This window comes from Edaphobacter aggregans DSM 19364, from assembly GCF_000745965.1.
Lineage (GTDB): Bacteria > Acidobacteriota > Terriglobia > Terriglobales > Acidobacteriaceae > Edaphobacter > Edaphobacter aggregans.
The window spans coordinates 28,467-53,124 of sequence record NZ_JQKI01000037.1 but is presented as its reverse complement, the minus strand read 5'-3'; the positions used below and the strand labels follow the sequence as shown (position 1 = coordinate 53,124).

The 24,658-nt window shown below is 57.3% G+C and carries 15 protein-coding genes; 9 read left to right on the top strand and 6 right to left on the bottom strand.

All coding sequences use genetic code 11. The features are described from left to right. Position 1: 1 nt before the first annotated feature. On the bottom strand, positions 2-1,213 hold the full coding sequence (locus Q363_RS16005; RefSeq protein ID WP_051978856.1) for an HlyD family secretion protein: 1,212 nt from the start codon (positions 1,211-1,213) through the stop codon (positions 2-4). Positions 1,214-1,241: 28 nt separating this feature from the next. Beyond that, a complete protein-coding gene (locus tag Q363_RS16000) occupies positions 1,242-2,747 on the bottom strand; it encodes an efflux transporter outer membrane subunit (RefSeq protein WP_051978855.1) in 1,506 nt (501 codons plus the stop codon). Between the two features lie 400 nt (positions 2,748-3,147). Here Q363_RS16000 and Q363_RS15995 point away from each other — a divergent pair, with 400 nt between their 5' ends. From Q363_RS15995 to Q363_RS36175, 7 genes are all read left to right on the top strand, one after another. Further along, the gene (locus tag Q363_RS15995) at positions 3,148-4,371 is read left to right on the top strand and encodes an MFS transporter (RefSeq protein ID WP_169747009.1); all 1,224 of its coding nucleotides are present in this window, start codon (positions 3,148-3,150) and stop codon (positions 4,369-4,371) included. Beyond that, on the top strand, positions 4,368-5,300 hold the full coding sequence (locus tag Q363_RS15990; protein WP_035352033.1) for a bifunctional enoyl-CoA hydratase/phosphate acetyltransferase: 933 nt from the start codon (positions 4,368-4,370) through the stop codon (positions 5,298-5,300). Before Q363_RS15995 ends, Q363_RS15990 begins: the two co-directional genes overlap by 4 nt. A gap of 9 nt (positions 5,301-5,309) precedes the next feature. Next, positions 5,310-6,506: an acetate/propionate family kinase gene (locus Q363_RS15985; protein WP_035352031.1), complete on the top strand. Its 1,197-nt coding sequence runs from the start codon at positions 5,310-5,312 to the stop codon at positions 6,504-6,506. Between the two features lie 24 nt (positions 6,507-6,530). Beyond that, positions 6,531-8,804, top strand: a complete 2,274-nt coding sequence (pflB, locus tag Q363_RS15980) for a formate C-acetyltransferase (protein ID WP_035352028.1) — start codon at positions 6,531-6,533, stop codon at positions 8,802-8,804. After that, positions 8,801-9,640, top strand: coding sequence for a pyruvate formate-lyase-activating protein (gene pflA, locus Q363_RS15975; RefSeq protein ID WP_064742657.1), 840 nt, complete (start codon positions 8,801-8,803; stop codon positions 9,638-9,640). Before pflB ends, pflA begins: the two co-directional genes overlap by 4 nt. A 98-nt stretch (positions 9,641-9,738) precedes the next feature. After that, positions 9,739-11,400 carry an L-serine ammonia-lyase gene (locus Q363_RS15970; RefSeq protein WP_211256206.1) on the top strand — a complete coding sequence of 554 codons (1,662 nt, stop codon included), beginning with the start codon at positions 9,739-9,741 and terminating at the stop codon, positions 11,398-11,400. A gap of 16 nt (positions 11,401-11,416) precedes the next feature. After that, positions 11,417-12,031 carry a 2OG-Fe(II) oxygenase family protein gene (locus Q363_RS36175; RefSeq protein ID WP_051978853.1) on the top strand — a complete coding sequence of 205 codons (615 nt, stop codon included), beginning with the start codon at positions 11,417-11,419 and terminating at the stop codon, positions 12,029-12,031. A 551-nt stretch (positions 12,032-12,582) separates the two neighbouring features. Here the strand turns inward: Q363_RS36175 and Q363_RS15960 are convergent. Beyond that, on the bottom strand, positions 12,583-13,200 hold the full coding sequence (locus Q363_RS15960; protein WP_035352025.1) for a histidine phosphatase family protein: 618 nt from the start codon (positions 13,198-13,200) through the stop codon (positions 12,583-12,585). Positions 13,201-13,949: 749 nt separating this feature from the next. Here Q363_RS15960 and Q363_RS15955 point away from each other — a divergent pair. Next, positions 13,950-14,750, top strand: coding sequence for a tyrosine-type recombinase/integrase (locus Q363_RS15955; protein ID WP_051978852.1), 801 nt, complete (start codon positions 13,950-13,952; stop codon positions 14,748-14,750). Then, entirely contained in the window at positions 14,747-15,166 is a 420-nt protein-coding gene (locus tag Q363_RS46295; RefSeq protein ID WP_051978851.1) for a tyrosine-type recombinase/integrase, read from the top strand. The genes Q363_RS15955 and Q363_RS46295 overlap by 4 nt, the downstream gene beginning before the upstream one ends. Positions 15,167-16,594: 1,428 nt before the next feature. Here Q363_RS46295 and Q363_RS15950 read toward each other — a convergent pair. The 3 genes from Q363_RS15950 to Q363_RS15940 all read right to left on the bottom strand — a co-directional run bounded on the left by Q363_RS15950 (position 16,595) and on the right by Q363_RS15940 (position 24,657). Continuing rightward, a complete protein-coding gene (locus Q363_RS15950) occupies positions 16,595-18,514 on the bottom strand; it encodes an alpha-amylase family glycosyl hydrolase (protein ID WP_051978850.1) in 1,920 nt (639 codons plus the stop codon). Between the two features lie 69 nt (positions 18,515-18,583). Further along, positions 18,584-22,015: a pullulanase-type alpha-1,6-glucosidase gene (gene pulA, locus Q363_RS15945; RefSeq protein ID WP_084080409.1), complete on the bottom strand. Its 3,432-nt coding sequence runs from the start codon at positions 22,013-22,015 to the stop codon at positions 18,584-18,586. Positions 22,016-22,113: 98 nt separating this feature from the next. Beyond that, positions 22,114-24,657, bottom strand: coding sequence for a glycoside hydrolase family 31 protein (locus tag Q363_RS15940; RefSeq protein WP_245632257.1), 2,544 nt, complete (start codon positions 24,655-24,657; stop codon positions 22,114-22,116). Between the last annotated feature and the right edge of the window lies 1 nt (position 24,658).

The window sequence follows — 24,658 nt, the reverse complement described above, 5'->3', positions numbered from 1 at the left end:
CTTAGTTGGACTTCACTGAAGAATGAGATGACTCCAACGCGGACGTCTTCGTCTTCGGATTTATGAGGCCTTTTTCCAGCCAGTCCGGAAACGTGGCGTCGGGGGTTACCTTCACATAGCCGACACCGCGCACGCCAGTCTTGATGCGTTCGATGTAGTGCGTGACAAGCTCGGGAGGTATCTGAATCTTGACGCGAAACATCAGCTTCTCGCGCTCGCTCTTTGTCTCGACCTGTTTTGGTGTGAACTGTGCTTCAGGCGACACGAAGCTAACATACGCGGCAGCGGCTTGGTTTGGTTCGTAGTCGACGGTAATGCGCGCGGGCGCGCCTGTCTTCAACCGGGCGGCCTGATCGGACGGGAGGTAGATCTCCATATAAACGTCGCTCAGGTCCACGATCGTCAATGCCTTACCGCCAGAGCCGAGGACTTCGCCCGGTTCAACCAAACGATAGAGCACCCGGCCGGTCACAGGCGAGATCAGGGTTGCATCCTTAATGCGGCTTTTGGTCACTTCTACCTGACCCTGAGCCACTCCGATCTGCTGCTGTGCAGCGTCAGCTCGTGCTTGTGCGGCGGCCGCCCGTGCTTGTGCGGCGCCCTCTTTTGCTTGTGCGGCGCCCACCCGCGCCTGCGCGGCGATCTCGCGCGCTTGTACGTCCTTAAGCGTTGCCTTCGTCGTAAGCACGGCAGTCTGGCGGACGTCATACACGGCCTTTGACGTCGCATTCTCCGCAAGCATCCTGCTCTGGCGGTCGGCCTCGGTCTGCGCGAGTTGGACCTCGCTCTGTTGCTGCTCGATGGCGGCGTTGGCCGAGGCGACGTCTGCCTTGGTGCCAGCAATGTCTGCGTTGGCCACAGCGATATCCGCCTTGGCCTCGGCGATGGCTGAGTTAGCCGCGGCGAAATCCTCCCTGGCGGATGCGACGGCGGCCTCGTCCTTTGCCAGTTCCTGGTCGATCGTCGAGGTGTCCAATTGCACTAGCACTTGACCAGGCTGGACCAGGTCACCCTCGTCTACCAGAACTTTCTTGACCCTGAGCGGCTCCTTCGCAGAGGCGTCGGAGAGCTTGGCTTCGATACGGCCGTTGCCAGACGCGATTCCCTCGGGCAGGGCCGATTGCTTTGACTTCCAATATTGGTAGGCCAGGATGCCAACGGCCACGATGACGACTGCAATGATGATCCACTTCTTGGAAAATCTGCTGGCCATGATGTTCTTACCTCACGGGTGGTGCCGGTTACTTTTTGGACGAGTCCGTCGTCGGCTGCGTCGAGAACAAATTGCCCCAATTGGTGCGATTCTCCATCTCGATCCTGATTACGTTGGGGACGAAAGGCTGACCGACGCTCATCTCCCAACCGCCGCCGAGGGCCTTGTACAGACTGATGACGTTCGTCGCGGCGTTCGAGCGCAGATTGACAAGATTGTTCTCCTCCTGCAAGAGCGTTCGTTCGGAATCGAGCACACGCTGGTAATCGACTGCACCTTCCCGATATTGGATGGAGGCCAGTTCGACCGACCGGCGTGCCGCCGTCACCGCGTTTTGCTCGGCAGACGTCGCCTCGAGTGTTTTGGTGAATCCTATAATGCTGTCATCCACCTCTTGCGACGCCTTGAGTACGCTGTTCTGGAATGTGGTGAGAGCTTGTTGAAATCGCGCATCCTCGACACGCACTTGATTCCTGATGCGGCCGTAAGAGAAGGGTTGCCAATACACACGCGGACCCACGGCATAGAACAGGCTGGCGGGGTCGAGAAAGTTGAAGGGCGATACACCAGGGTTGGTCGAGTGCACTCCCAGTGCACCTGAGAGAACGAAGTGCGGATAGAGCTCCGTCTTTGCGATACCAATGCGTTCGAATTGTGCCATTGCGACGAGTTCTGCACTTCGGATATCCGGACGGCGCTGCAGCATATCTGCAGGAATACTCACCGCCACTTGGGGCGGTGCCGCCGGGATCGTCCGCGGTCCTTGCAACAGATTCTGGAGCGAGCCTGTGGGCTGACCGAGCAAGGTGGAGAGCGCGTTTTGCGATTGAGCGAGGCCGATCTCGAACTGAGGAATCGACGCTCGTGTGCTCTCGAGCAGCTCCCGCGCCTGCGCTACGTCTAATTCGGACGTAGCCCCATTACGGAAGCGCACATCCGTGATGCGCAGCGATTCTTCCTGAATGCGCACGTTCTGGCGGCCCTGCTCGATCAGCTCTTCGAAGGTGCGAATAGCCACGTAGGTCCGCGCGACTTCGGCGCACAACGAGACGAGTGCGTTCTGGTAGTCGTCAATGGAGCTCACATAAACGGCCTTCTGCTCCTTGACGGCTCTGCGGTACTTGCCCCAGAAGTCCGCTTCCCAGGATGCGTCAAAACCGACCTGCTGATTCCAGTAATCTCGAGTGAAATCAGGTGGTCTGTTAACCGTATTGTTGCTGAGACCTACTCGGCTTACTCTCGCAGACACCTCGTTCTGCGGATATTGATTGCCGATCGCGACACCGAGCGCGGCCCGAGCTTCCATGATCCGAAGTCCCGCAACCTGCAACGTCAGGTTCTGACTGTAGGCGAGCTGGATCAATTGTTCAAGCGTTGGATCGTTGAAGGCTTTCCACCATGCGCTGTCCGAAGGAGGCTGCGCAGAGATCTGTGGGCTGGTCACGCCCCAAGTGTCGTTTACCTTCAGTACCGGCTTTTTGTAGTTCGGCCCTACCAAGCAACCAGTCAGCGTCAGCGCCGCGCCCAAGAGCATAACGGCAGAGCTGGCGTCTCGACATCGATAACCGGAGCAGAGTTCCGATTTGCGCTCAGTAGGCATGGCGACATTCGCTAAGCAAAATTTAAAGCTACGAACTGGTCAATGAAAGAGATCCTAGAAAACCATGTAATCAGGGTCAACTAGGGTTTTCCCCAGTTGTAGGTTCTCTGGCACCCGCTTATACCAACACATGAAGCGACAAAAAGTGGACTTCAAGTAACAAAAAGACTTCCAAAGACGGGTTAAGCGGTATCTGAAGTGCTCTGTTAGAGAGCAGCAACATGCGGCGCGAACTTCAGCGTCAGTCGCACGGACGTATATGGCAGAGGTAAGAGCACAATTAGAAAGCCGGCCGCAGACTGGGAAGAGCCTGGGAATAGCTGTCCTTGCATGGGTGCTGACCGCGATCTACTACTTTTATCAGTATTCACTCCGCTCGGCTCCCTCTGTCATGATGCCGCAATTATCGGAAGCCTTCGGGGTGAGCGCACTCGGCGTGGCCTCGATCGTAGGCCTGTTCTATTACGGGTATTCTCCGTTCAGCCTGGTGGCGGGCGCTGCTATGGACCAGCTTGGGCCGCGAAGAGTTCTGCCGGTCGCCGCAGCTGTGGTTGGGTTAGGGGCGCTGCTATTCGCTACTGGCCGCAGCGACGTCGCGAGCCTGGGCAGAGTGCTTCAGGGTGCGGGCGGCGTTTTTGCACTTGTAGGTGCGATCTACATCGCGACCAAGAATTTTCCGGCTTCCAACGCGGCCACTTTGGTCGGTGCCACACAAATGTTTGGAATGGCCGGTGGGTCGGCTGGGCAGTTCGTGGTAGGACCCATGATCGGCGGCGGCCTCGCGTGGAACCGTTTCTGGATCGGCATGGGCATTGCCGGCCTGGGGATTGGCCTCCTCCTTGCCGTTTTCTTACCAAAGGAAAAACAGGAAAAGCGGCTCGACAACTGGTTGAGTACCACCGTCGCGTCTTTCCGCGTTGTCTTCAGCAATCCGCAGTCGATCCTGTGCGGTTTGATCGCCGGGCTGCTCTTTATCCCAACCACGATCTTCGACATGGTTTGGGGGGTGCGCTATCTCCAGGAAGCCCATGGCCTCGACTACGCATCTGCGGTTATGCGCTCGTCCGCGGTTCCCTTTGGTTGGATCATCGGTTGCCCGCTCCTGGGTTTCATCTCCGATCGGCTCGGGCGACGGAAGCCAGTAATCATCGGAGGCGCGGCTGCGCTTATGGCATGCATGGCCTGGATACTCTTCGGTCGCACAGGAGTGTTCCCTCCTTACGTCGTCGGTCTGATGGCCGGAGTGGCATCCGGTGCAGCGATGCTGCCTTACAGCGTGATCAAGGAAGCTAACCCTCCGCAGTTTGGAGGGACGGCGACCGGGGTCGTCAATTTTCTGAACTTTACCTTCAGCGCTCTGCTCGGTCCGGTCTTCGCATGGATTCTTCAACACATGTCTGGCGGCGCCGGTCGTATGGAAAAGGAACATTATCAGGTGGCTTTTGCGCCGTTGCTCCTGGGGGTCGCGGTTGCTATTATACTGTCGTTCTTCCTGAGGGAAACCGGCCCCGCAGCCCGAGCATCGTCTTCGCGAGTAGTGCAGGGGATGAAAGCGTGACTGACCAAACCGGAACCGGAAAATATGAACAGATATTGGCGACATGCAAGAACATGAAGCCGATTCCAACCGCGGTAGCACATCCATGCGAGGAGTCGGCGCTGTCTGGTGCAGTCGAGGCAGCGAACCTGGGAATCATCATTCCCATCTTGGTTGGGCCTCGCGACAAGATAGCTGCCACCGCCAAGTCCGCGGGAATTAACCTCAACAGCTTTCAAATCGTGGACACGCCACACAGCAATGCATCCGCGGCGAAGGCCGTCGAATTAGTGCGTTCGGCACAGGCAGAACTTCTGATGAAGGGCAGCCTTCATACTGACGAATTGATGGCAGCGGTCGTGTCACGCGAAGGAGGACTGCGGACAGGCCGTCGCATCAGTCACGTCTTTGTGATGGATATTCCGACGTATCACAAGGTCCTGATTGTTACAGACGGTGCGATCAATATATCCCCCACGTTGGAAGACAAGGTAGACATCTGCCAGAACGCTGTTGATCTCGCCATCTCACTCGGCGTGAACAAACCAAAGGTCGCAATTCTGGCAGCGGTCGAAACCGTGACTTCGAAGATGCCGGCCACGATCGACGCCGCAGCGCTTTGCAAGATGGCGGAGCGAGGACAGATCACCGGCGCGATCCTCGACGGTCCACTGGCATTTGACAACGCCATCAGCAAGGAGGCCGCCCTAACCAAAGGTATTCACTCTGAGGTTGCTGGTGATCCTGACATCCTTCTGGCGCCGGACCTCGAAGCAGGAAACATCCTTGCCAAGCAACTAAGCTTCCTGGCCAAAGCCGACAGTGCCGGATTGGTGCTTGGCGCTAAAGTGCCGATCATCCTGACCAGCCGGGCCGATAGCGTGCGGTCGCGAATTGCAAGTTGTGCCGTCGCGATGCTGGCGGCGCATGCCCGCCGAAGCAAACCGTAGGAGTTACAGATGGACGACTACGCACTTGTGCTCAACGCCGGCTCATCAAGCCTGAAGTTTTGCGTCTACCAGCGACCTCGTGACAACGACTGGGAAATCGCGGCGCGCGGCCAGATTGAGGGGATTGGAACCTCGCCTCGGCTTAGTGCGAAGGATGCTCAGGGTGCAGTCCTTGTAAACAACAGCTTGGATGCCAGCGTCGCTGATGGCCATGCAGCCATCGAGGCGCTTGCGTCGTGGCTGCGGTCAAAGTGGCCCGGCGCGCATGTGCTCGGTGTTGGACATCGTGTAGTTCACGGCGGGACACGATACGGCCAACCGGTGCTGTTGACGCGGCAGACGCTTTCTGATCTTTACGAGCTCGTCCCGCTGGCCCCGTTGCACCAGCCATACAACCTCGCAGCCATCGATGCCGTCTTCGAACGCCTGCCTGGTGTGCCGCAGGTCGCCTGTTTTGATACGGGTTTTCATGCCGGTCATTCGCAAGTCGTCGAACTGATCCCGCTGCCAAAGGAGATTTGCAAATCGGGTCTGCGGCGATACGGTTTCCACGGGCTGTCCTATGAGTACATTGCCTCCGTTTTGCCTACGGTAGCACCCGCGATTGCCAAAGCCAGGGTCATAGTCGCGCATCTTGGAAGCGGTGCGAGCCTATGCGCGTTAAAGGATGGAAGAAGCCTGGACAGCACTCTGGGCTTTACAGCCCTGGACGGACTCTGCATGGGAACAAGGCCGGGCGCGATTGATCCAGGGGTCCTTTTGTATCTTTTTCAAAACCTCGAGCTCAGCGCCAAAGAGGTGGAGACGATGCTTTACAAGCAGTCGGGTTTGCTGGGGATCTCAGGGATAAGCAACGACATGCGCGATCTGCTCGGCAGAAGCGAACCCGAAGCTCGTCTGGCGGTGGATTACTTCGTATATCGCGCGGCAAAAGAAATCGGAGCTCTGGCCGCGGTGCTCGGTGGAGTCGATGCACTCGTCTTTACGGCAGGAATCGGGGAAAATTCGTCGGAAATCCGCCGCCGAATCTGCGAGGCATCTTCGTGGCTGGGTTTGGACTTGGACGCCCAGGCGAACACCAGCGGTAACTCGCGAATATCGACTGAGCAAAGCAGAGTGTCGGCATGGGTGGTTCCGACTAACGAGGAACTCATGATCGCGCGCCATACATGGTCATTACTTGGATTTATGCAGCCCGTTTCATAACGGCAGAAGCAGGGGGAACTACAAATGACGATTGCCACTTCACAGCAGATCGCGCCAGAAGCAGCGACCTCTCCATGGACTGGATTCAGCAAGGGTCTCTGGCAAAAGGAGATCAACGTTCGCGATTTTATACAGCAGAACTATGAGCCATACGAGGGAGATGGATCTTTCCTTGCAGCAGCGACGGAACGGACTAGGAAAATATGGGATGGGTTGAGCCAACTGTTTATTGAAGAGCGCAAGAAGGGCGTGCTCGACATCTCTCAGGTCCCCAGTTCGATCACGGCGCACGGTCCGGGCTACATCGATCGAGAGAACGAAGTGATTGTTGGCCTTCAGACCGAGGCGCCGTTGAAGCGGGCAATCATGCCGAACGGCGGCCTTCGGATGGTTCTGACCGCCCTCAAGGCTTATGGGTACGAGCCCGATCCTCAGGTCGTCGAGACCTTTTCGAAGTACCGCAAGACGCACAATGAAGGAGTCTTCGATGCGTACACTGCAGACGTGAGGCGGTGTCGCAGCTCTCACGTTCTAACCGGTTTGCCCGATGCCTACGGGCGCGGACGAATTATCGGCGACTACCGCCGAGTGGCTCTCTACGGTGTTTCCCGGCTCATCAAGCACAAGCAGGAGGAGAAACTCAGCCTCGATTCGGCCATGTCGACCGAAGACATCATCCGCGACCGCGAGGAACTCAGCGAACAGATTCGCTCCCTGAACGAACTGAAGCAGATGGCGTTCAGTTATGGATTCGATATCTCGGAGCCCGCCCGCAACGCGCACGAAGCCGTGCAGTGGTTGTACTTCGGCTACCTCGCAGCCGTGAAGGAACAAAACGGAGCGGCCATGTCGCTTGGCCGAACGTCAACGTTCCTCGACATCTACTTCGACCGGGACCTCGCAAGTGGTACGCTCACCGAGCAGCAGGCGCAGGAGATCATCGATGACTTCGTCATCAAGCTGCGCATTGTTCGATTTCTACGCACACCGGAATACGACGATCTCTTCGCAGGCGATCCGACCTGGGTGACCGAGTCGATTGCCGGCATGGGAGATGATGGGCGATCGCTGGCAACCAAAACAAGCTTTCGATTTCTTCAGACGCTGTATAACCTCGGCCCGGCGCCGGAACCCAATCTCACCATCTGGTATTCACCGCAGTTGCCTGACGGATTTCGCAATTTCGCCGTCAAGGTGGCGATAGACACCAGCTCCATTCAATTCGAGAGTGACGAAATCATGCGCCGCTCTCTGGGAGATGACGGAGCCATCGCTTGCTGTGTGTCACCGATGCTCATGGGCAAGCAGATGCAGTTTTTTGGTGCGCGCGCAAACCTCGCCAAATGTCTGCTGTATGCCATCAACGGCGGCAGAGATGAAATTACAGGTGAGCAGGTGGGACCGGCGGTCGACGGCGTGAAGGGCGAGTACCTTGATTTCGATGACGTGCTTGACAAGTACGAAAAGATGATGGATTGGCTCGCCCGCGTGTACGTCAACGCCATGAACATCATCCACTACATGCACGACAAGTACGCATACGAGCGCCTGGAAATGGCGCTTCACGATTACGCCCCCCTGCGTACCATGGCCTTCGGCATGGCAGGCATGTCGGTAGTTTCCGACAGTCTTTCGGCGATACGGTATGCGAGAGTTCGGGCGATTCGCGATGAGTCCGGGCTCGTCATCGACTACGCGATTGAAGGCGATTTTCCCGTCTTCGGCAATAACGACAATCGAGTTGACCAACTCGCTTCCTGGGTTGTCAGCACGTTCATGAGCAAACTGAGGAAGTATTCTACCTACCGGCACGCTGTTCACACTCAGTCGATCCTGACCATTACATCGAACGTGGTGTACGGCAAGAGTACAGGCAACACTCCTGACGGAAGGCGTCGCGGAGAGCCGTTCGCTCCGGGCGCCAACCCTATGCATGGGCGCGACAGCCATGGCATTCATGCTGCAGGCGCGTCGGTCGCAAAAATCCCCTTTCGCGATGCTGCCGATGGCATTTCTCTCACCGCGACGCTACTCCCCGAGGGACTCGGAAGAATCGCCCAGGACCGGATCGCGAATTTGCGAAGCATGCTTGACGCGTTTTTCAGTGCTACGGGTTATCACATGAACGTGAACGTGATCAATCGCGAAACACTCCTGAATGCGATGGATCATCCGGAGAAGTATCCGCACCTGACGATCCGCGTCTCAGGATACGCCGTCAACTTCGTCCGATTGACTCGCGAACAACAGATGGATGTAATCAACCGGACTTTCCACGGAAGCCAGGCGACGACATGAGCCAAGGTCTAAAAACTATCTCTCTCGAAGCGAGAAACCCCTTCGAACTGCGTGTCAACCTCGGGGCGGACACGCCCGAATCGGACGTGCGGACAGCCCTAGCCACTGGGAACATGGGCTTCCTTCATTCCTTTACTACCGGCTCGACAGTCGATGGTCCTGGTGTGCGAGTCGTCGGATGGACGACAGGTTGCCAATGGCGGTGCCTATACTGCCATAACCCCGACACCTGGAATATGAGCAACGGCATCCCCGTTACACTCGCTCACGCAACAGAGGAGCTTCGCAAGTATCGTCATGGTCTGAAGATCATGTCTGGCGGATTCACATTGAGCGGCGGTGAGCCTCTCATGCAGGACCGATTTGCCGTCAAGCTGTTTACAGCTGCTAAATCGATGGGAATCCATACCGCGCTGGATACTAATGGCTTTTTCGGTAATCGTCTCAGCGATACAGAACTCGAGCAAATCGACCTGGTGCTCCTTGACATCAAGATGTGGGATCCGGAGCGACATCGTCATCTTACCGGCATGGATAATGCCCCAGTTCTGGATTTCGCACGCCGGCTGGCGGAGCACAAAAGGCCCGTCTGGGTGCGATTCGTGCTGGTCCCGGGACTAAGCGACGATGCAGAGAACGTCGCGCACATTGCCAGATTCTCCGCGGGCTTGGGAAACGTAGAGCGAGTCGACGTTCTGCCGTTCCATCAAATGGGTCGTTTTAAATGGAAAGAGCTCAAACTCAACTACACTCTCGACGATGTCCAGCCACCGAGTGTCGACACGATTGAACGTGTCTGTGCGCAGTTTCGTTCGGAGGGTCTCCGGGTTTACTGATCGAATATGACGACACTTGAAATCGTCAAGATAGTCAGCTAGTCGAAGTGAGCATCAAAACTCAGGCTCCTAACGGAGCTTGCCGGAAGGAGAGAAACATGTCTACCAAAGAAGGCAATAGTGATCGTCAGGCGGCGATGAGCCAGCTTAATGAATCAGAACGAGAGAATCCAATTGGCACCTCCACCGACGTGCTTTCCCAGGAGATTCCAGTCGGCGTTGATCGGCGTACCTTTCTCATGCGGAGCGCTGTAGTCGGAGCTGCCGCGGTGATCGTCGGCACCCCCATCTCAGCCCAGGAGAGAACGGAGAGATCCACGGCAGCACCTCCAAAGGCGCCTCCCGGTGGAACGAAGGTCTCTCCTGATCTGAATGTCGTAAAACAATCAAAAGGTCCGGTGATGACGACATTGGATGAGTTCTACAAGGTGGGACCCGGGCCTTCCAGCTCGCACACGATTGGGCCGATGCGTATTACATATGACTTCTATCAGCGTTGTACCAAGCTACCTCCGGATCAGCTCAATCAGGCGACAGCACTCAAAGTTCGTCTGTTCGGAAGTCTCAGTGCCACAGGCAAGGGACATGGCACAGAGCGGGCCTCGCTTGCAGGATTGGTCGGAAAGGAACCCGCAACGGTCGATCCGAAATTTCTCGACAGCATGAAAGATAATCCCGATCAGTCCTACCCTGTGACGTTCGGTTCGAAGACCGTTGATGTCACGCTTAAGGATGTTGTCTTTGACGCCGTCAAAGGCAACTTCCCGCACCCGAACACGATGACTTGCAGCCTGATGGCTGGAAACAAAGTGCTTCTTGAGCAGGAGTACTACTCAGTGGGTGGCGGATTCATTGAGTGGAAAGGTTACACGCCACCCAAGAAGAATCCACCGAAGTATCCCTACAGCACCATGAAAGAGTTGCGGCAGCACGCAGAGCAAAACAAGCTCACGATCGCGCAAGTGGTTCTGGCCAACGAAATGTCGATCTCGGGCAAGAGTCAGGAGGAGGTCTATGCCTTTGTCGATAAGATCAGTGGCGCGATGGTGGCCATCGTGAAATCAGGACTAAGCGCTCCCGAAGAGGTATTGCCGGGTCCGGCGAAGTTGAAGACGAAGGCATCTACGGTCTACAAGCGCGCGCAGGACGAGCAGTACGAGTCGGACCGCGGGATTGGTTCGCTTTCGGCATATGCTCTTGCAGGATCGGAAGAAAACGGGCGCGGCCATCTGGTCGTCACAGCTCCAACAGGAGGCTCCGCCGGCGTGATGCCGGCCCTCGTCTACGGACTTGGCGAAGGAGGACGCAAGCTATCCTCGGAGAAGATTCGCGACGGCATGATCACCGCAGCTGCGATCGGGTATCTGTGCAAACATAACGCAACGCTGTCCGCCGCCGAGGGAGGTTGTCAGGCCGAGATTGGCGTCGCCTCTGCAATGGCTGCAGCGATGATTGCGGAGGCTCATGGCGCTGAACCAAGGGTTATCGAAAACGCTGCGGAGTCGGCGCTTGAGCATCATCTTGGGATGACCTGCGACCCGGTTGCCGGATACGTGCAGATTCCGTGTATCGAGCGCTGCGCTTTTGGCGCGGTCAAGGCATGGACGGCTTATGCGATTGCAAGTAACGAAATCGCAGCAAGCCACCGCGTCAGCCTAGACGAGACCATCCTGGCGATGGCTCAGACCGCAAAGGATATGAACAGCAAGTACAAGGAAACCAGTGAGGCAGGCCTTGCCCTCTCAGTGGTTCTCTGTTGAATAAGGCGGGGCTCCGATGGAACTCGAAGTTACACCGGCGTTTCCCACCCTCATCGGTCAATTGCGGGTACCGGATTCCGATGCGATGAACCAGGAACTCCGAGAGTTGATTCTCGCGGAGGAGACGAAACACGCTACCCTGGGTCGTAGCAATATCGGAGGATGGCACTCGCGGCCGGACTTCCTCAACGGCTCGGAGGCATCCATTGGGGCACTGACTGCATGGATTACCTGGGCGGTGAAGCATATGGTGGATGCCTCTGCCGGCCCAGGCGTGTTCAACGGAACGATATCGCTTTCGGCATGGGCGACTACCTGCCGCGATGGTGCGTACCATGCTCCGCACTCCCATCCTGACAGTGCCTGGTCCGGCGTTTATTACGTGGATCCGGGAGTTGGTAATCCGGAACGTCCCCTGAGCGGGGTGCTGGAATTTTTAGATCCGCGCGCCGGTGTGGAAGCTGTAAGCGCGCCTGGCGACCCATACGGAGAACCTGTTCGAATCAAACCCAAACCCGGTCTACTCGTGATCTTCCCCAGCTGGCTCTACCACTGGGTCCATCCCTATATGGGCGAGACGCCGCGCGTAGCGGTCTCATTCAATGCATCCTTAGGAAATCCGTCACAGTAGGCGTGACTTACGGTGGCCGTCAACGACGCTCAAATCCAGCGGTCGTTCGTTGGTTTTGTGGCCTGCCCGATCTCCCCGGACTAAGCGACGATGCAGAGAACATCGCACACATTGCCAGATTCTCCGCGGACTGGGAAACGTGGAGCGGGTCGACGTTCTGCCGTTCCATCAAATGGGCCGATTTAAGTGGAAAGAGCTCAAACTCAACTACACCCTCGACGATGTCCAGCCACCGAGTGTCGACACGATTGAACGTGTCTGTGCGCAGTTTCGTTCGGAGGGTCTCCCGGCTTACTGATCGAATGTGACGACACTTGAAATCATCAAGATCGTCTTCTGGTCGAAGTGAGCTATCAAATCTCAGTAAGCGGGCCTCCTTTCGGGGTTCACTGCGCCTCCATGCCGGCCTTGTTCCAGTCGATGATGTTCACCAGCTTCAAGGAATTCCTACGGAGCTCAAATTGAAGTTCGCCCTTTTTGTTGATAATCAGCCGGCAAGCAGGAAAAAGAACGCCGGTGCTCTTGCCCTAGTCGGCGTCGTCAGGCGTAAATTACACCTCCGATTCGGCCTCCGTATCGACGTGACGAGTGTCGTTCCAGAATCGAATTACCGGTCGGCTAAGATCTTTTTCGTAGCCCAGCGCACTCAGGCTCGACGTACTTAACATGAGATATCTGCTATTGGCAGTTGGTTCAAGTCCGAGCCACCGCACGGCCAACACACGAATGAAATGCCCGCTTGTAAACAGCAATACGTCGCCGGAAATCGCGCGTACTTGGTTAACCACATTGTCTGCTCGAGCACTTACCTGCTTCGGCGTTTCACCTCCTGGGCATCCATCCCGAAACAGATTCCAGTCCGGGCGCTCCAATCGGATGTCCGCGCCGCGGCGGCCTTCATATTCACCGTAATTCCACTCCACAAGATCGGAGTCAATCTCGGCCACGGAACCGAATCCCGCTAACTCGCAAGTCCGGCGTGCGCGCTGCAAGGGACTGGTGAACGCCCTTGCAAAGACAAGTCCCTTGAGACGTTCCCCCAGTCGCCGAGCGGTATGCTCGCCATCTTCCGTGAGGGGCAGGTCCGTAAGCCCGGTGTGCTGCCCTGTAATGGTCCAGGCCGTTTCTCCGTGCCGGGCCAGATAGACGATAGGAAGACGATCACTCATTCCGAGGCCTCCAGTTTCCTTTGTGGCTGTCCGCGTACCAGCCGACTAGGCTACTGTCTTCCTCGACCGACGTCCAGGATTGATCCGGGTTAAAAAGTTCCATCTTCTAGAATTCTTCTTGAATTCATCGAGGGTCGTAGACCCAAAATCCTTCTGGTAGATCACACCCGTCGTTGCTGACAATCAAAGTTTTTACTCCTGTCACGGGGTATTCGTCGGCGCCGCCAGCAGCGCAAGGCCCGCGAGTGTCGTCTGCCAGGGTATCCCCCGTTACGATAGCAATTGCACAAACCAGCGCCAGAGGACCTCGTCTAACGCCTGTAGTCGGTATTCTGGTTTGGAATTCATGACTACTTCCCCCCAAGTTTTGTGTGGAATCCGATGGATTGCTACTATTGCAGCGGTGATTATAGATCGCACCGCTGGTCTGCGCGCCGGTCGAAATAGAATAGAGAGGTGCTGGGGTTCACGTGCACGCGCGGACAGGGTACTACCTGCAAATTGCTGGGCCCTGTTCCAATTGACAGTTGGCAATCTGGCATGGTGGCTACCGGCTCCATGCTGCTCAAGTACGTTCGCTGGCAGTATCGCGCTGCTTGGGAATTCCGACAAATTCAGCTCTTAACTGAAGACCGAAACCGACTAGCGCATATTGACGAGCCACTACACCGCATTAAAGAAAAACTCCCCGCGAACAACAGCGATCGGTCGACTTCTGCAGCCGGTACCCTCCTAAGAGGAGGGCTTGAATGAGCCAAAACTATCAGCACGGCTACCTAAGGCGTGCAAAACAAAAATCCGGACCGCATCGTTGGGAATTTCTCTGGCGAGAACATGACGAAACAGGAAAATGGGTACGCCGAACCACGATTATCGGAACCGTTGAGCAATATCCGACAGAAGAACAAGCTCTGGCGGCGGCGAATGGGCTGAAAATGCAGATCAATGCAGATCGCAACCGCCATCCAGTGCACTCTATCTCAATCGGGAATTTAATCGACCATTATGTGCAGACGGAGCTCTTAGCGGAGGCAGGCTGGCATTCTCATGCGACGAAAACTGTATATCGTTATTTTCTGAAGAAGTGGATCCGTCCGCACTGGGGCGAGATGGCCCTTCGTTGCGTTCGAACCATAGCCGTTGAGCATTGGTTGAGACAATTACAGCGTGCGGATGGAATTCCGTTGGCGAATCCGACCAAAGCAAAGATCCGCAATATTTTCAGCGTGCTATTCAATCATGCGATCCGCTGTGAATGGCTCGAACAGGGCGAAAATCCTATCACTCTCGTTCGACAGAGTGCGATGCGCATGAACGTTCCGGAAGTGCTGGAATCCAGTGACATCCAAGCTCTCTTGGTGCAGCTGGATTCGCGCTCCCGCCTAATGGTCACGCTGGCTGTGACGACGGGACTGCGACGCAGCGAACTCTTTGCTCTCCGATGGGGCGACGTGAACTTTTCTGATCTGGAGATCTCCGTGCGACGTTCGATTTACCTCGGCACCATCGGGGATTGCAAAACAGAAGCTTCCGCAAACCGGTTCCCGTGAATGAACGCATTGCTGCCGATCTCTGGCTCTGGAAAGAGACATCCAAGTACAGTGGTTCGGACGATTGGATCTTTGCCAGCTCTCGCAACGACGGCAAAGATCCGCTCTGGCCGGGTGTCGTACTACAGAAGATGATTCGGCCAGCAGCAATGAGAGCCGGCATCCGGAAGAGGATTGGCTGGCATACCTTCCGCCACACCTACTCAACACTTCTCATCGCAAATGGGGAGAACGTAAAGGTGGTGCAGGAGCTCATGCGGCATGCGAACAGTCGGTTCACATTGGAAATCTACTCACAAGCTGGCCTCATCGCAAAGAGAGAAGCCCAACGGCGTCTAGTACAAGCAATTCTTCCCGAAGGGGTGGAGGAGTTCGCACCTGCGATCGGACAATCGAGCTCCATCTGTGATCAATAAAATGAACACTATAGGCTGCGATTGGAGCAAGCTGGAGCAACGGCCAATTCCCTATCCGCAGCTAAGTTGTTGAAAGATTTGGTGGGCACAGCAGGATTCGAACCTACGACTTCCACCGTGTGAAGGTGGCACTCTACGGGCATTTTATTGACGGTAAAGGGTTTATTAGCCGGATGAGTCGGCAAAACCGGCACAATCGGCGCTATTTGCCACAAAAATGCCACAAACTCTTTCAGTGATCTAACCAAGTGGGCCATGGGCTGGCCGTGGCGGAACAGCCCAGCTTTCCTCCCGTTCGAACGGCATTAAGTACTTGCTCCATGTGATGTTGCTGGCCGACAACCGGTTCCAGTGTGAGGGAATATTCGATTGATTTTCAAACTAATCGGATGCGCCTCCAAGGGGTCGAAACCTACTCGACTACAACCCTTCGGTTAACAGCCAGCGAATTCCCTTCCCTTCCCCTGCTATACACAAAAATGGGTACAGTCATTTCAATCGCTTTAGGATCGCTTCTACAAGATGCTACAAATCGAAAATGCCAGCCATAATTTTCGCGTCACTGGAACGAAGCCAGCCCTGAAAAGGGCGGCATCGGCGGTTCGATCCCGTCTCTGGCCACCATTAGAATCAATGACTTACGAGGAATAAACTATTAGGTCTCCCGGACGGGAGGCCTTTAGGTGTTTTGGGTAAATGCCCTGTTTTGAATAACATGACACTTTTTGGGTGTGGTCGCGTATTGGTCATGCGCCGCCTTGCTCATTGAAGACGATCTTCCAACTCTTTTGGAATGTGCAAAATACGAATACCGCAGAATTGGCGACGCCAGCCTTTCTCAAGGCCGCGCTCTACCTGTTGGTCGGTGGTGTTCTGATACGAACTCCGCTCAAGACGGTCTCAGCACGTTCTGTCCATTTGCCTTGCAACAGTTCGGCGACCCCTTGAAATCCTTAGTGTTTAGGAGATATCAAATCCACTCACGCTTTGCTCCCGAAATCATCGGCGGCGACTAGTTTCACTTCGAGCTTCGCTTGATCGACAAGTTCGGCGCACGTGTTCGGCCGCTCGCTCAAACGAAGCGATAACGCGATGCACGGCTACGGAATCTTCAAAGCGTTTTCTTAGGCGATAGAAGTACTCTCCAGTTACGAGTGCCTCAGGTTGATCGCTTGCTGCAAGCCAAACCTGGGTGCGACGTGCCTCGTCCAGATCACCCGTTGCCTCGGTGCCACCCGTCTTCGTCGGGACCCAGCCTGGCTCCAGTGCAGTGCATTCGAGAGGACTCTGGACCAACGTCGTGCGATACCAATGGCGAGGAGCACGTCAGGTCCTCAAGGGTCGATCGCCGTTCTGGTGAAGCATGGAGCTGAGACAGCCGAGTCGCTTGGGCTTCGCGATCAGGGCTGTCAGGATGTAGGGAGCGGGTCATAATCTGCATGGCAGCACGACCACCGGACTATGCGGTGCTACCGAAAGCTGGCCATCTCGCATGCTCGACTCCGCTTCTCCTAGGATGGGGGAACGAGGAGTGCAACCCTCGAGCGCTGTGTTGCGGATGTCGACAGTTATTGGCACGGAGCCATTACGCTCCAGCAGAATCAGCAACGGAACCTGCTCCGCTGAGCCGTCAGGTTTGACACAGCCCTTTGAATCGAAGCGTGCATAGATTATGGCATCCGGCCCGGCGGAGAGTACCTGCTCTTCGCCACAGGCCAGCACATCGTGCTCACGGCGTAGAGCGAGCAGGCGCTTGATCCAGGCATAGCTGCGCTGCTCTTCAGGCGTTCTGCCCGCGGCCAAAAAGGCATTCGGGCCTGGGTTCACCGAGGCAAAACCTCCCGGAAAATCTGCCCGATTGCCGGGGTCGTCACCACCGCGCATCGAGATCTCGTCGCCGGCGTAGATTTGCGGCGTTCCCCTCGTCGTCAGGAGGTACGCAAAGGCAAGTTCTCTGAGAGCAGGATCTCGCACGACCTCTGCCAGGCGTGACGTGTCATGGTTACCGGCAAAGGGGACGAGTCGTTCGGGATGGGGATACAGCGCATCCGCTGCAAGTACGTCGGCAAGCTCGCTCATCGGTTTGCCCTTGCCAAAAACGTCCCGGATCGCAAAGTAGGTCGGGAAGTCGAAGGGAGTATAGAGTCGCGTGTCGGCTCCGGCACGGATGACGCCGTCTGCAAAGGCAGAGGTGATCTCCGGGTGGGGGTTGAAGATCTCACCAACCTCGGTCAAATGCGGGAACAGCTCAGCGAGCTCACCGTTGAAGTCATGCCAGAAGGGTCGGTTAACGAACGCGAAGGTGTCGATGCGCAGAGCGTCCGCCCCAGTCTGCTCGACCCACCAGACCGCGTTCTGACGAAGGTATTGCGCCACGATCGGATCATCTGTGTTCATGTCCGGAAGTGCATTCGCGAACCAGCCATGAAGCGTGTTGACTCGGTCGCGTTCCGGGGCGTGCGGGTTGATTAGGGCTGAGAAGTCAAAGGTGGCCGGGCTGTGATTGGCCGGCGTGCCATGGAACCAATCTGGTGTCGGCTCGTCGGCCACCCAGGGATGTCCAGGACCCACATGATTGGGGACGGTGTCCAGTACAAGTTTCATGCCGCGAGCGTGCAGCGCCTTCGCGAGTTGTTCGAGATCGCTCAGCCTTCCCAGGTGCGGGTCCACTCCGTAGTAGTCCGTAGAATGGTAGCCGTGGTAGGCCGCCGGTTCAGCGTTCGTGTATACGGGGGTGATCCAGACAGCGGTGATGCCGAGCTGCTGCAGATAGTCGAGGTGCTGGAGTACACCTTGTAGATCGCCGCCATGCCAGCCTCTGGGCTTGCTCCGCTCTGCCAGAGCCGCCGGACTGCTGGCATCGCTTTGCGCATCCAAACCGTCGTTGTGGAGGTCGCCGTCCGCAAAGCGATCGGTCATGATCAGGTAGATAACGTCGTGCCCTGAGAACCCTTGCATGCCATCACTGGTCGCCCGCGCTGTGTCGAACCTATATGGTAGGCGCAGCTTAGTGCCTGAGCGCTCGATCTGAATCTCTACCGACTCCGCGGCGGCCGGCGCTGCGTTCAGTTGTAACTGCGCCCAATGACCGTTCGCCGAGATCGAGCTGCGTTCCACGTGCAGGGAATGGTCGCTGAAGGCGAAGCGCGCTCCAGTCAGGCCGGTTCCGCGCAGTAATAGCATAGGGCTCGGCAGCCCGCTGTACCAGTTCGGTGGATCGATCTTGTTGACTGTGAGCGGCTCAGCAGACGCGGGCGACTGCGTCTGGGCCTGCGATACGCCTGCGCCGAGCAGTGCCAGATAGAACGCGGGAACAACCATAAAGCCGCGAGTTGACAGCAGAGCCATAAGAAGTCCTTTAAAAATTCGGGTGAGAAGGAGGCGGGTGCGCCGTAATGCGAACCCGCCCGGTGAAATTTACTCCTGATGGGCGACAAAGACTGCAGTGGTGAGCGCAGGGATGGTAGCCGTGCCCTCTCTTCTATCGAACTTCGACTGCAGCAACGTCGCGTCAGATGATGCGGTCTCCAATGGGTCAAGCTGTAGATTCATCCCCTGCAGGCTGGCGTTGGTAAAGCTCACCGCAGCATTTGTAGCGTTAAAGAACACGACCACGTGGTGGATACCGCCGCCGTAGTCGTGGCCGTGGTCATCAAGCCGCATGACGATGAGTCCTGGGATCTGGCTGGGCCCGGTGTTCAGAAAGCTGAGGTTCGCTTGCACCTCAGCGAACGTCGCCATGCGGAAGAGGCCAGTGCTATAGCGGATGCGCAGGAAGTGCTGGAACTCCTGCGTCGCAGAGGCGATTTCCTGCGGCGAGGGCTTCAGGGCGGTGTTGGCCAACAAGGGCTGCATGACCGGCCACTGCGCCTGATTCTGGTTGGCGACCGGCAGGCCGATTCCCCAGTTGTTGGCCGTGCCAGAGAAGTCGATCTTGTTGAACCAGTCGCCGGAGTTGAAGGCGTTGTTATCCATGTCCTTCGATCGCAGCAGGTCATCCGCCCCCTGGTAGAAAGGGACACCCTGGGCGAGCGCCACGAGACTCATGGCCAACACCTGCCGCCGCACCCGTGTGGCGATGCTGTCCGCGGCAGAGCTCTTGATCTGGATGGCATCAAAGAGCGACTGGTTGTCATGCACGGAGCAGTAATTGACATCCTCAATCGGCGACGCCGTGTATCCTGCCGGCTGACCTGAGTAGGAGAGTTGTGCACCGGTGACGGTCTGTCCCGTAGCGTCGGTGAGAGTGTAGTTCCGGAGCGCTCCCGCGAGGCTGAGACGGATCAGGTCCGCCTGCGAAAGAAGCGTAGCAAGCTGGTCAGACCGAGCAGTGCCTTGGCTGGTAAACGCGCTCGAATCGGTGAACTGACCTGTGGCAAAGCCCTGATCCTGTTGATCCGTGCCGAAGGCATTTCCGCCACGGATGGAATCCCGGATGCGGTCATTGAAGCTGCCCACGCCCGTTCCGAAGAGGTTCAACTGGCTGGCGTTCGGTCCGATGGCGTTGTGGGCCGCCTCGGCGATCTGGAAGCCCTCACCGTAGATGTAAATCTTGCTTCCATCAACGCCATCCTTCTCCGGCGTCAGCGCGTTCAGCGCGTTGCGGATGTCCACCATGTTGTAGACAAAGTGCAGACCCATGGCGTCGAAGCGGAAGCCGTCGATCTTGTACTCCCTGGCGTTCAGCACGACGGAGTCGATCATCAGCTTCTCCATCATCTTGTGTTCACTGGCCGTGTCCGCGCAGCAGGAGCCCGTCTCGAGTACACCGTTCGCGTCCAGACGGTGGTAGTAGTTCGGCACTAGTTCGTCCAGGTTCGCTCGCGGGTCCTCGCCACTCGCAAAAGTGTGATTGAAGACCACGTCCTGGATGACTCGGAGCCCGGCGAGGTGCAAGGCGCCGACCATGTCGCGATACTCACGCACACGATTGCTGGGATCAGTGGCATACGCTCCCTCGGGAGCCATGTAGTGCACCGGATCGTAGCCCCAGTTGTACGGATCGTTTGCCTGGACAGCTTCGACGGCAGCTTGCTGCTGCTCTCCGTCGGGCGGATTGCTAGACAAATTTTCGGTATTCTGCCACGTAGTCTTGTCCTCATTGACCGTGCCGAAGTGGAAGCTGGGCAGCAGATGCACAGCTTTAATTCCGGCCTGCGCCAACGTGTGAAGGTGCCGCATGCCGTCGCTAGTCAGGTCGGTAAAGGCCTCGTAGGTGCCGCGACGATCCGCGGGAACTGTGTTGTCACCCACGCTGAAGTCGCGAATGTGCAGTTCGTAGATGCTGATGTCGTTCAGGCTGGCGAGCGTGGGCGAAGGCAGTAGATCCCAGAAGGCTGGTTTGGTCTTCACGTCGTCCAGGTCAGTGATGCGCGTCATCAATCCATTGAGCGCAATATCGACCGAGTAAGGATCGGTGGTGGTATTGGTGTCGATCGCCTGATCGGCGGAGACATAAACCTGTGCGCGGAGCTGATAGTATTTGCCAATCCAGTTGGCTTCGCCGTCGGCGACCCACACACCGTTGTGCTCGTGCATGGCGACAGTTTTCTCAGGCGTCGTATCGGTGCTGTTGGCAAACAGGAGAAGCGAAAGACTCTGCGCCGTGGGAGCCCAGACCTTTACCTTGAGTGGGCAGGAATCATCGTCCTCCCAGTCGAACCAGCCTGGATCGAGGTTATGGTGAAAGACAACTCCCAGCCTGCCGTTGTAGGCAAGCAGAGCATCGAGTGCGCCGAAACTCTGCACGCCGGTCGTGTACTTCAGGCTGCCGTCCGCGGCGATGGCGGTTACCTCCAGCTGACCTTTGAGCGCTTTGTCGAGCGTGGCCGCCTGGACGGTCGCAGGCAGCTTCAGTAAAGCGTAGCCTGCGAGCTGCGGAAAGCGGGTGAGCTCCTCGGCAGTAAGCGTGCCGGAGAAGGGTGTCAGCGCAAGCGAGATGTCAGAGCCTGTCAGTCCTGTCGCCGTGATGGCGAGGCTCGCCGACAGGCTCGATTGAAGCGTGTAGGTAGAGCCCGATTGCATGAATTGCGGCTGGATGGCCACCGTCGTTGCGTCGATCCAGTACGCCTGCAGTTGACGGAATGGACCATTGAGCAGCTGCGCCTGACTGGGCAACTGGGTGAACACGGTCGGGTCACCCGAGACGACCCAGCCCTGCTGAAACTGTGGGATCTGCAGGAACTGGTCCGGGCCCGGATCCTTCACGCCCGTGGAGCAGTTATGGATGATGAAGCCGAGCTGTCCAGTGCTGACTCCGACATCGAAGTAAGGTCCATAGCTGTCATAGCCGCTATAGAAATCCTCCGTAGAGCAAAAGGTTCCGGTTGGGTCCGTGGTGGCACCGAAGGGGAACAGGCTCCAGTTGTCATAGTTGACATCTGGCCGGAAGTAGTGAATACGCGCATGCCCGGTGGGGATTGCGGGATCGGCGCCTGTAGCGGGCCGGGTTGTCCTTAGCTTGTCGCTTCCGGAAAGCTCCCAGAACTCGTTGCCCTGAGTGGCGGGATCGACAAATTGATCGGGTCCCGGATCCTTGGTGTTGCCGTTATGCAGGATGAGCCCAACGTTGGCCGCGCCGGTCGTGACACTTACGTCGAAGTACGCCCCGAAGCTGTCCGTACCCGTGACCGGGACCGGTCCGCCGGCGAAGTTGTTGGGCTCTGTGGTATCGCCAAAGGCATAGATCGTCCATCCCGCATAGTTTCCATCCGGGCGAAAGTAGTGGACGCGGATGTCGCCTGCGGGGATTGGGGGATCCGACTGCGCATGCACGTCCACGTTGGAGAAAATGCCGAACAGCAAGAGACAGGAGCAAAGCGACCGAAGCAAACCGCGAGAAGAAACCATGAGACACCTCTCAAGAGACCAAAGCTGAAAACGTGAGTTGAGCGAAGTGAATGGCAGCGCCTTCGACCGTCGAACTCGGTACGAGGCAAGTGGCATGTCTATTGAATTTGCACGGTTCCTCCGTTCGGCTTGGCGGGAAAGCTCACGGTCCATGCGCTCCCTGCAGCTGTGAGCGGTAGCTTGCTCGAGTCCGTGGATGCTGTGTGCCTTGTGGGCGTCCAACCGTAGATCTCGAGCCTGTACTCGGTCCACCAGGGATGAAAACGGCCCTGCTGCGGTGCGACGGTAAACGTCATCGAGCCATCCTGCTGAAGGGCACAGGAGAAGTTGACCCGGGCGTAGTCGCCCTGCCTGAAGTTGAAGCTGTGACCGTCATCGGCATAAACCTCGCCGGTGCAGGGAGTGGTGCGATCCGTGGCGGGGTAGACCCGCAAGGTCAGTGGGCCCTTAGGCGTCTCCTCCGTGCTCTGGGTCAGGGGCTCGATGGGGACGATGCTGCCGCCATGAACATACACAGGCAGCGCATCGAGCGTGGGTGTGATCATCAGGGGCTGGACGGAATGCAGCTGATCGCGTTGTTCCAGGTCGCGAGTGGCTATCTTCGCAGCACGCTCGAAGCGCTCACCTGTCCAGTAGTCGTACCAGGTGCCGGGTGGCAAATGGACCTCATACGGAGCGATCTCTTCAGGAGAAGGATTAGGCGCCACCAGCAGATCAGGACCGACCAAGAACTCACTGCCTCCCGCCTCCAGATCGAAGGGGTGTCCATCGGTCGTAGCCTCCGGAAACTCCACAAAGAGCGGACGCATCATTGGGACGCCGTCATGGGCCGTGTGCTCGGTCGTTGTGTACAGGTAAGGCAGAAGCCGATAACGCTCCTCGATGAAGTGCCGCCGGATCGCCTCCTGCGCTGGGCCGTCCACCCAGACCTCATGACGTCGTGTGCCCTTGGCGGAGTGATCGCGATCGATGGGCTGGAAGGCGGAGACCTCAAGCCATTTGGTCAGCAGGTCGGCCGGTGGAGAGCCTGCAAAACCGCCCACATCCGCACCCGCCATGGAGAAGCCACTCAGACCAAGGTTCATCAGCTGCGGCATGGTCATCCGGAGGTGATTCCACGTAGAGCTGTTGTCGCCGGTCCAGGTGACAGCGTAGCGCTGGCCGCCCGCGAAACTGGCGCGCGTCATAACAAAAGGCCGTTCATTCGGCCGTGCCGCAAGCATTCCGTCGTAGGTGCCTTCCGAATTCAGCATGCCGTAGACGTTGTGTATCTCGCGATGATCGGTCGTGCGCTTGAGCAAGCCCGGCATGTCGATGCGGTGCTGCACGTCATCAGGCATCGTCTTGGTGGGTGTGTTGAAGACGGCAGGCTCGTTCATGTCGTTCCAGAAGCCGGCGATACCTTCTGCGATGAATGGCTTGTACAGCGAACCCCACCATGCCAGAGATCTCTGCTGCGTGAAATCGGGAAAGACAGCGGGGCCCGGCCAGACGGTGCCGACATAGGTGCTGCCATCGGGCATCTTGAGGAAATGATCGCCCGCCACGCCGGAATCGTACGGATCGTAGCCGATGCCCGGCTGCCGCGCGATATGCAGATCCGTAATTACCACAAGGTGGAACTGGTCCGCTGCGAGGTTCTTCACTAGCTGCGGAAAGTTGGGAAAGCACTCCGGATCGATGGTGAATGGCATGTTGTTCTTCTGAAAGTGGATATCGAGCCAAAGCACATCCGTCGGAATCTTGTCGGCGCGCAGGCGGTGGTCGACCTCCACCAGTTCTGATTCCGGCGAGTAGGTGTAGCGCGATTGCTGAAAGCCAAGCGACCATAGTGGCGGCAGCGGCGTCGGCCCGGTCAGCCAGGCATAGTCCGAAAGCACCTGCTTGGGCGTTGGACCGTACAGCAGGAAGTAATCCGCCGGACCGTCTACCGAGCCGAAGCTGTATTCGTCTGCCTTCTCACGGCCAAAGTCAAAGAAGCTGCGGAAGGTGTTGTTGAAGAAGACACCGAGCGTGCGGCCCTGTCTAACGTCGAGAAAGAATGGGATGCTCTTGTAGATCGGATCGGTTGACTCCTGCCAGCCAAATTGGTCGGTGTTCCATAGAGTGAACGCCTCACCGGAGCGGTCGAGCGGACCGGGCTTGTCTCCAAGACCGAAGAAGTGGTCGTCTCTGGTGCGGTGCTTGTAGATGCGGAAATCTGTGCCACGGCACACCATGGGCTCGGCATCCTGCTCGAGGATGTTGCCGATGTTGTCCGTCACGGTGAACATGAGGCCAGGGCCGAGCGCAACATGGAGCTTGCCGGTGCTGAAGCCGGCAGGCTCTGGCGTCGCCTGTCCCGTACTGCGGAGCGCCTCAGGCAGTACGGCCCAGGAGCTGTTCTCGGGCTCCGACGTGCCTTGCCATGAGCGCACGCGGATGACATCGTCGCGCAACGTGGTGATCTCCATCGTCTGGTCTCCACGATGGACACGCACCCCGTTGGCGAGCCGCTCCAGATCGGCGCCGGCCGGGGTCTGTGCTGCCGCCGCGAGGGTCACCACGGACAAAAAGGCAACGCTCAAGGTCACGCAGCGAAGACGGCGAGAGGGAGCTGCTGCGATGAACCACGGGACAATCGAGGCAAAGAAATGAGACACA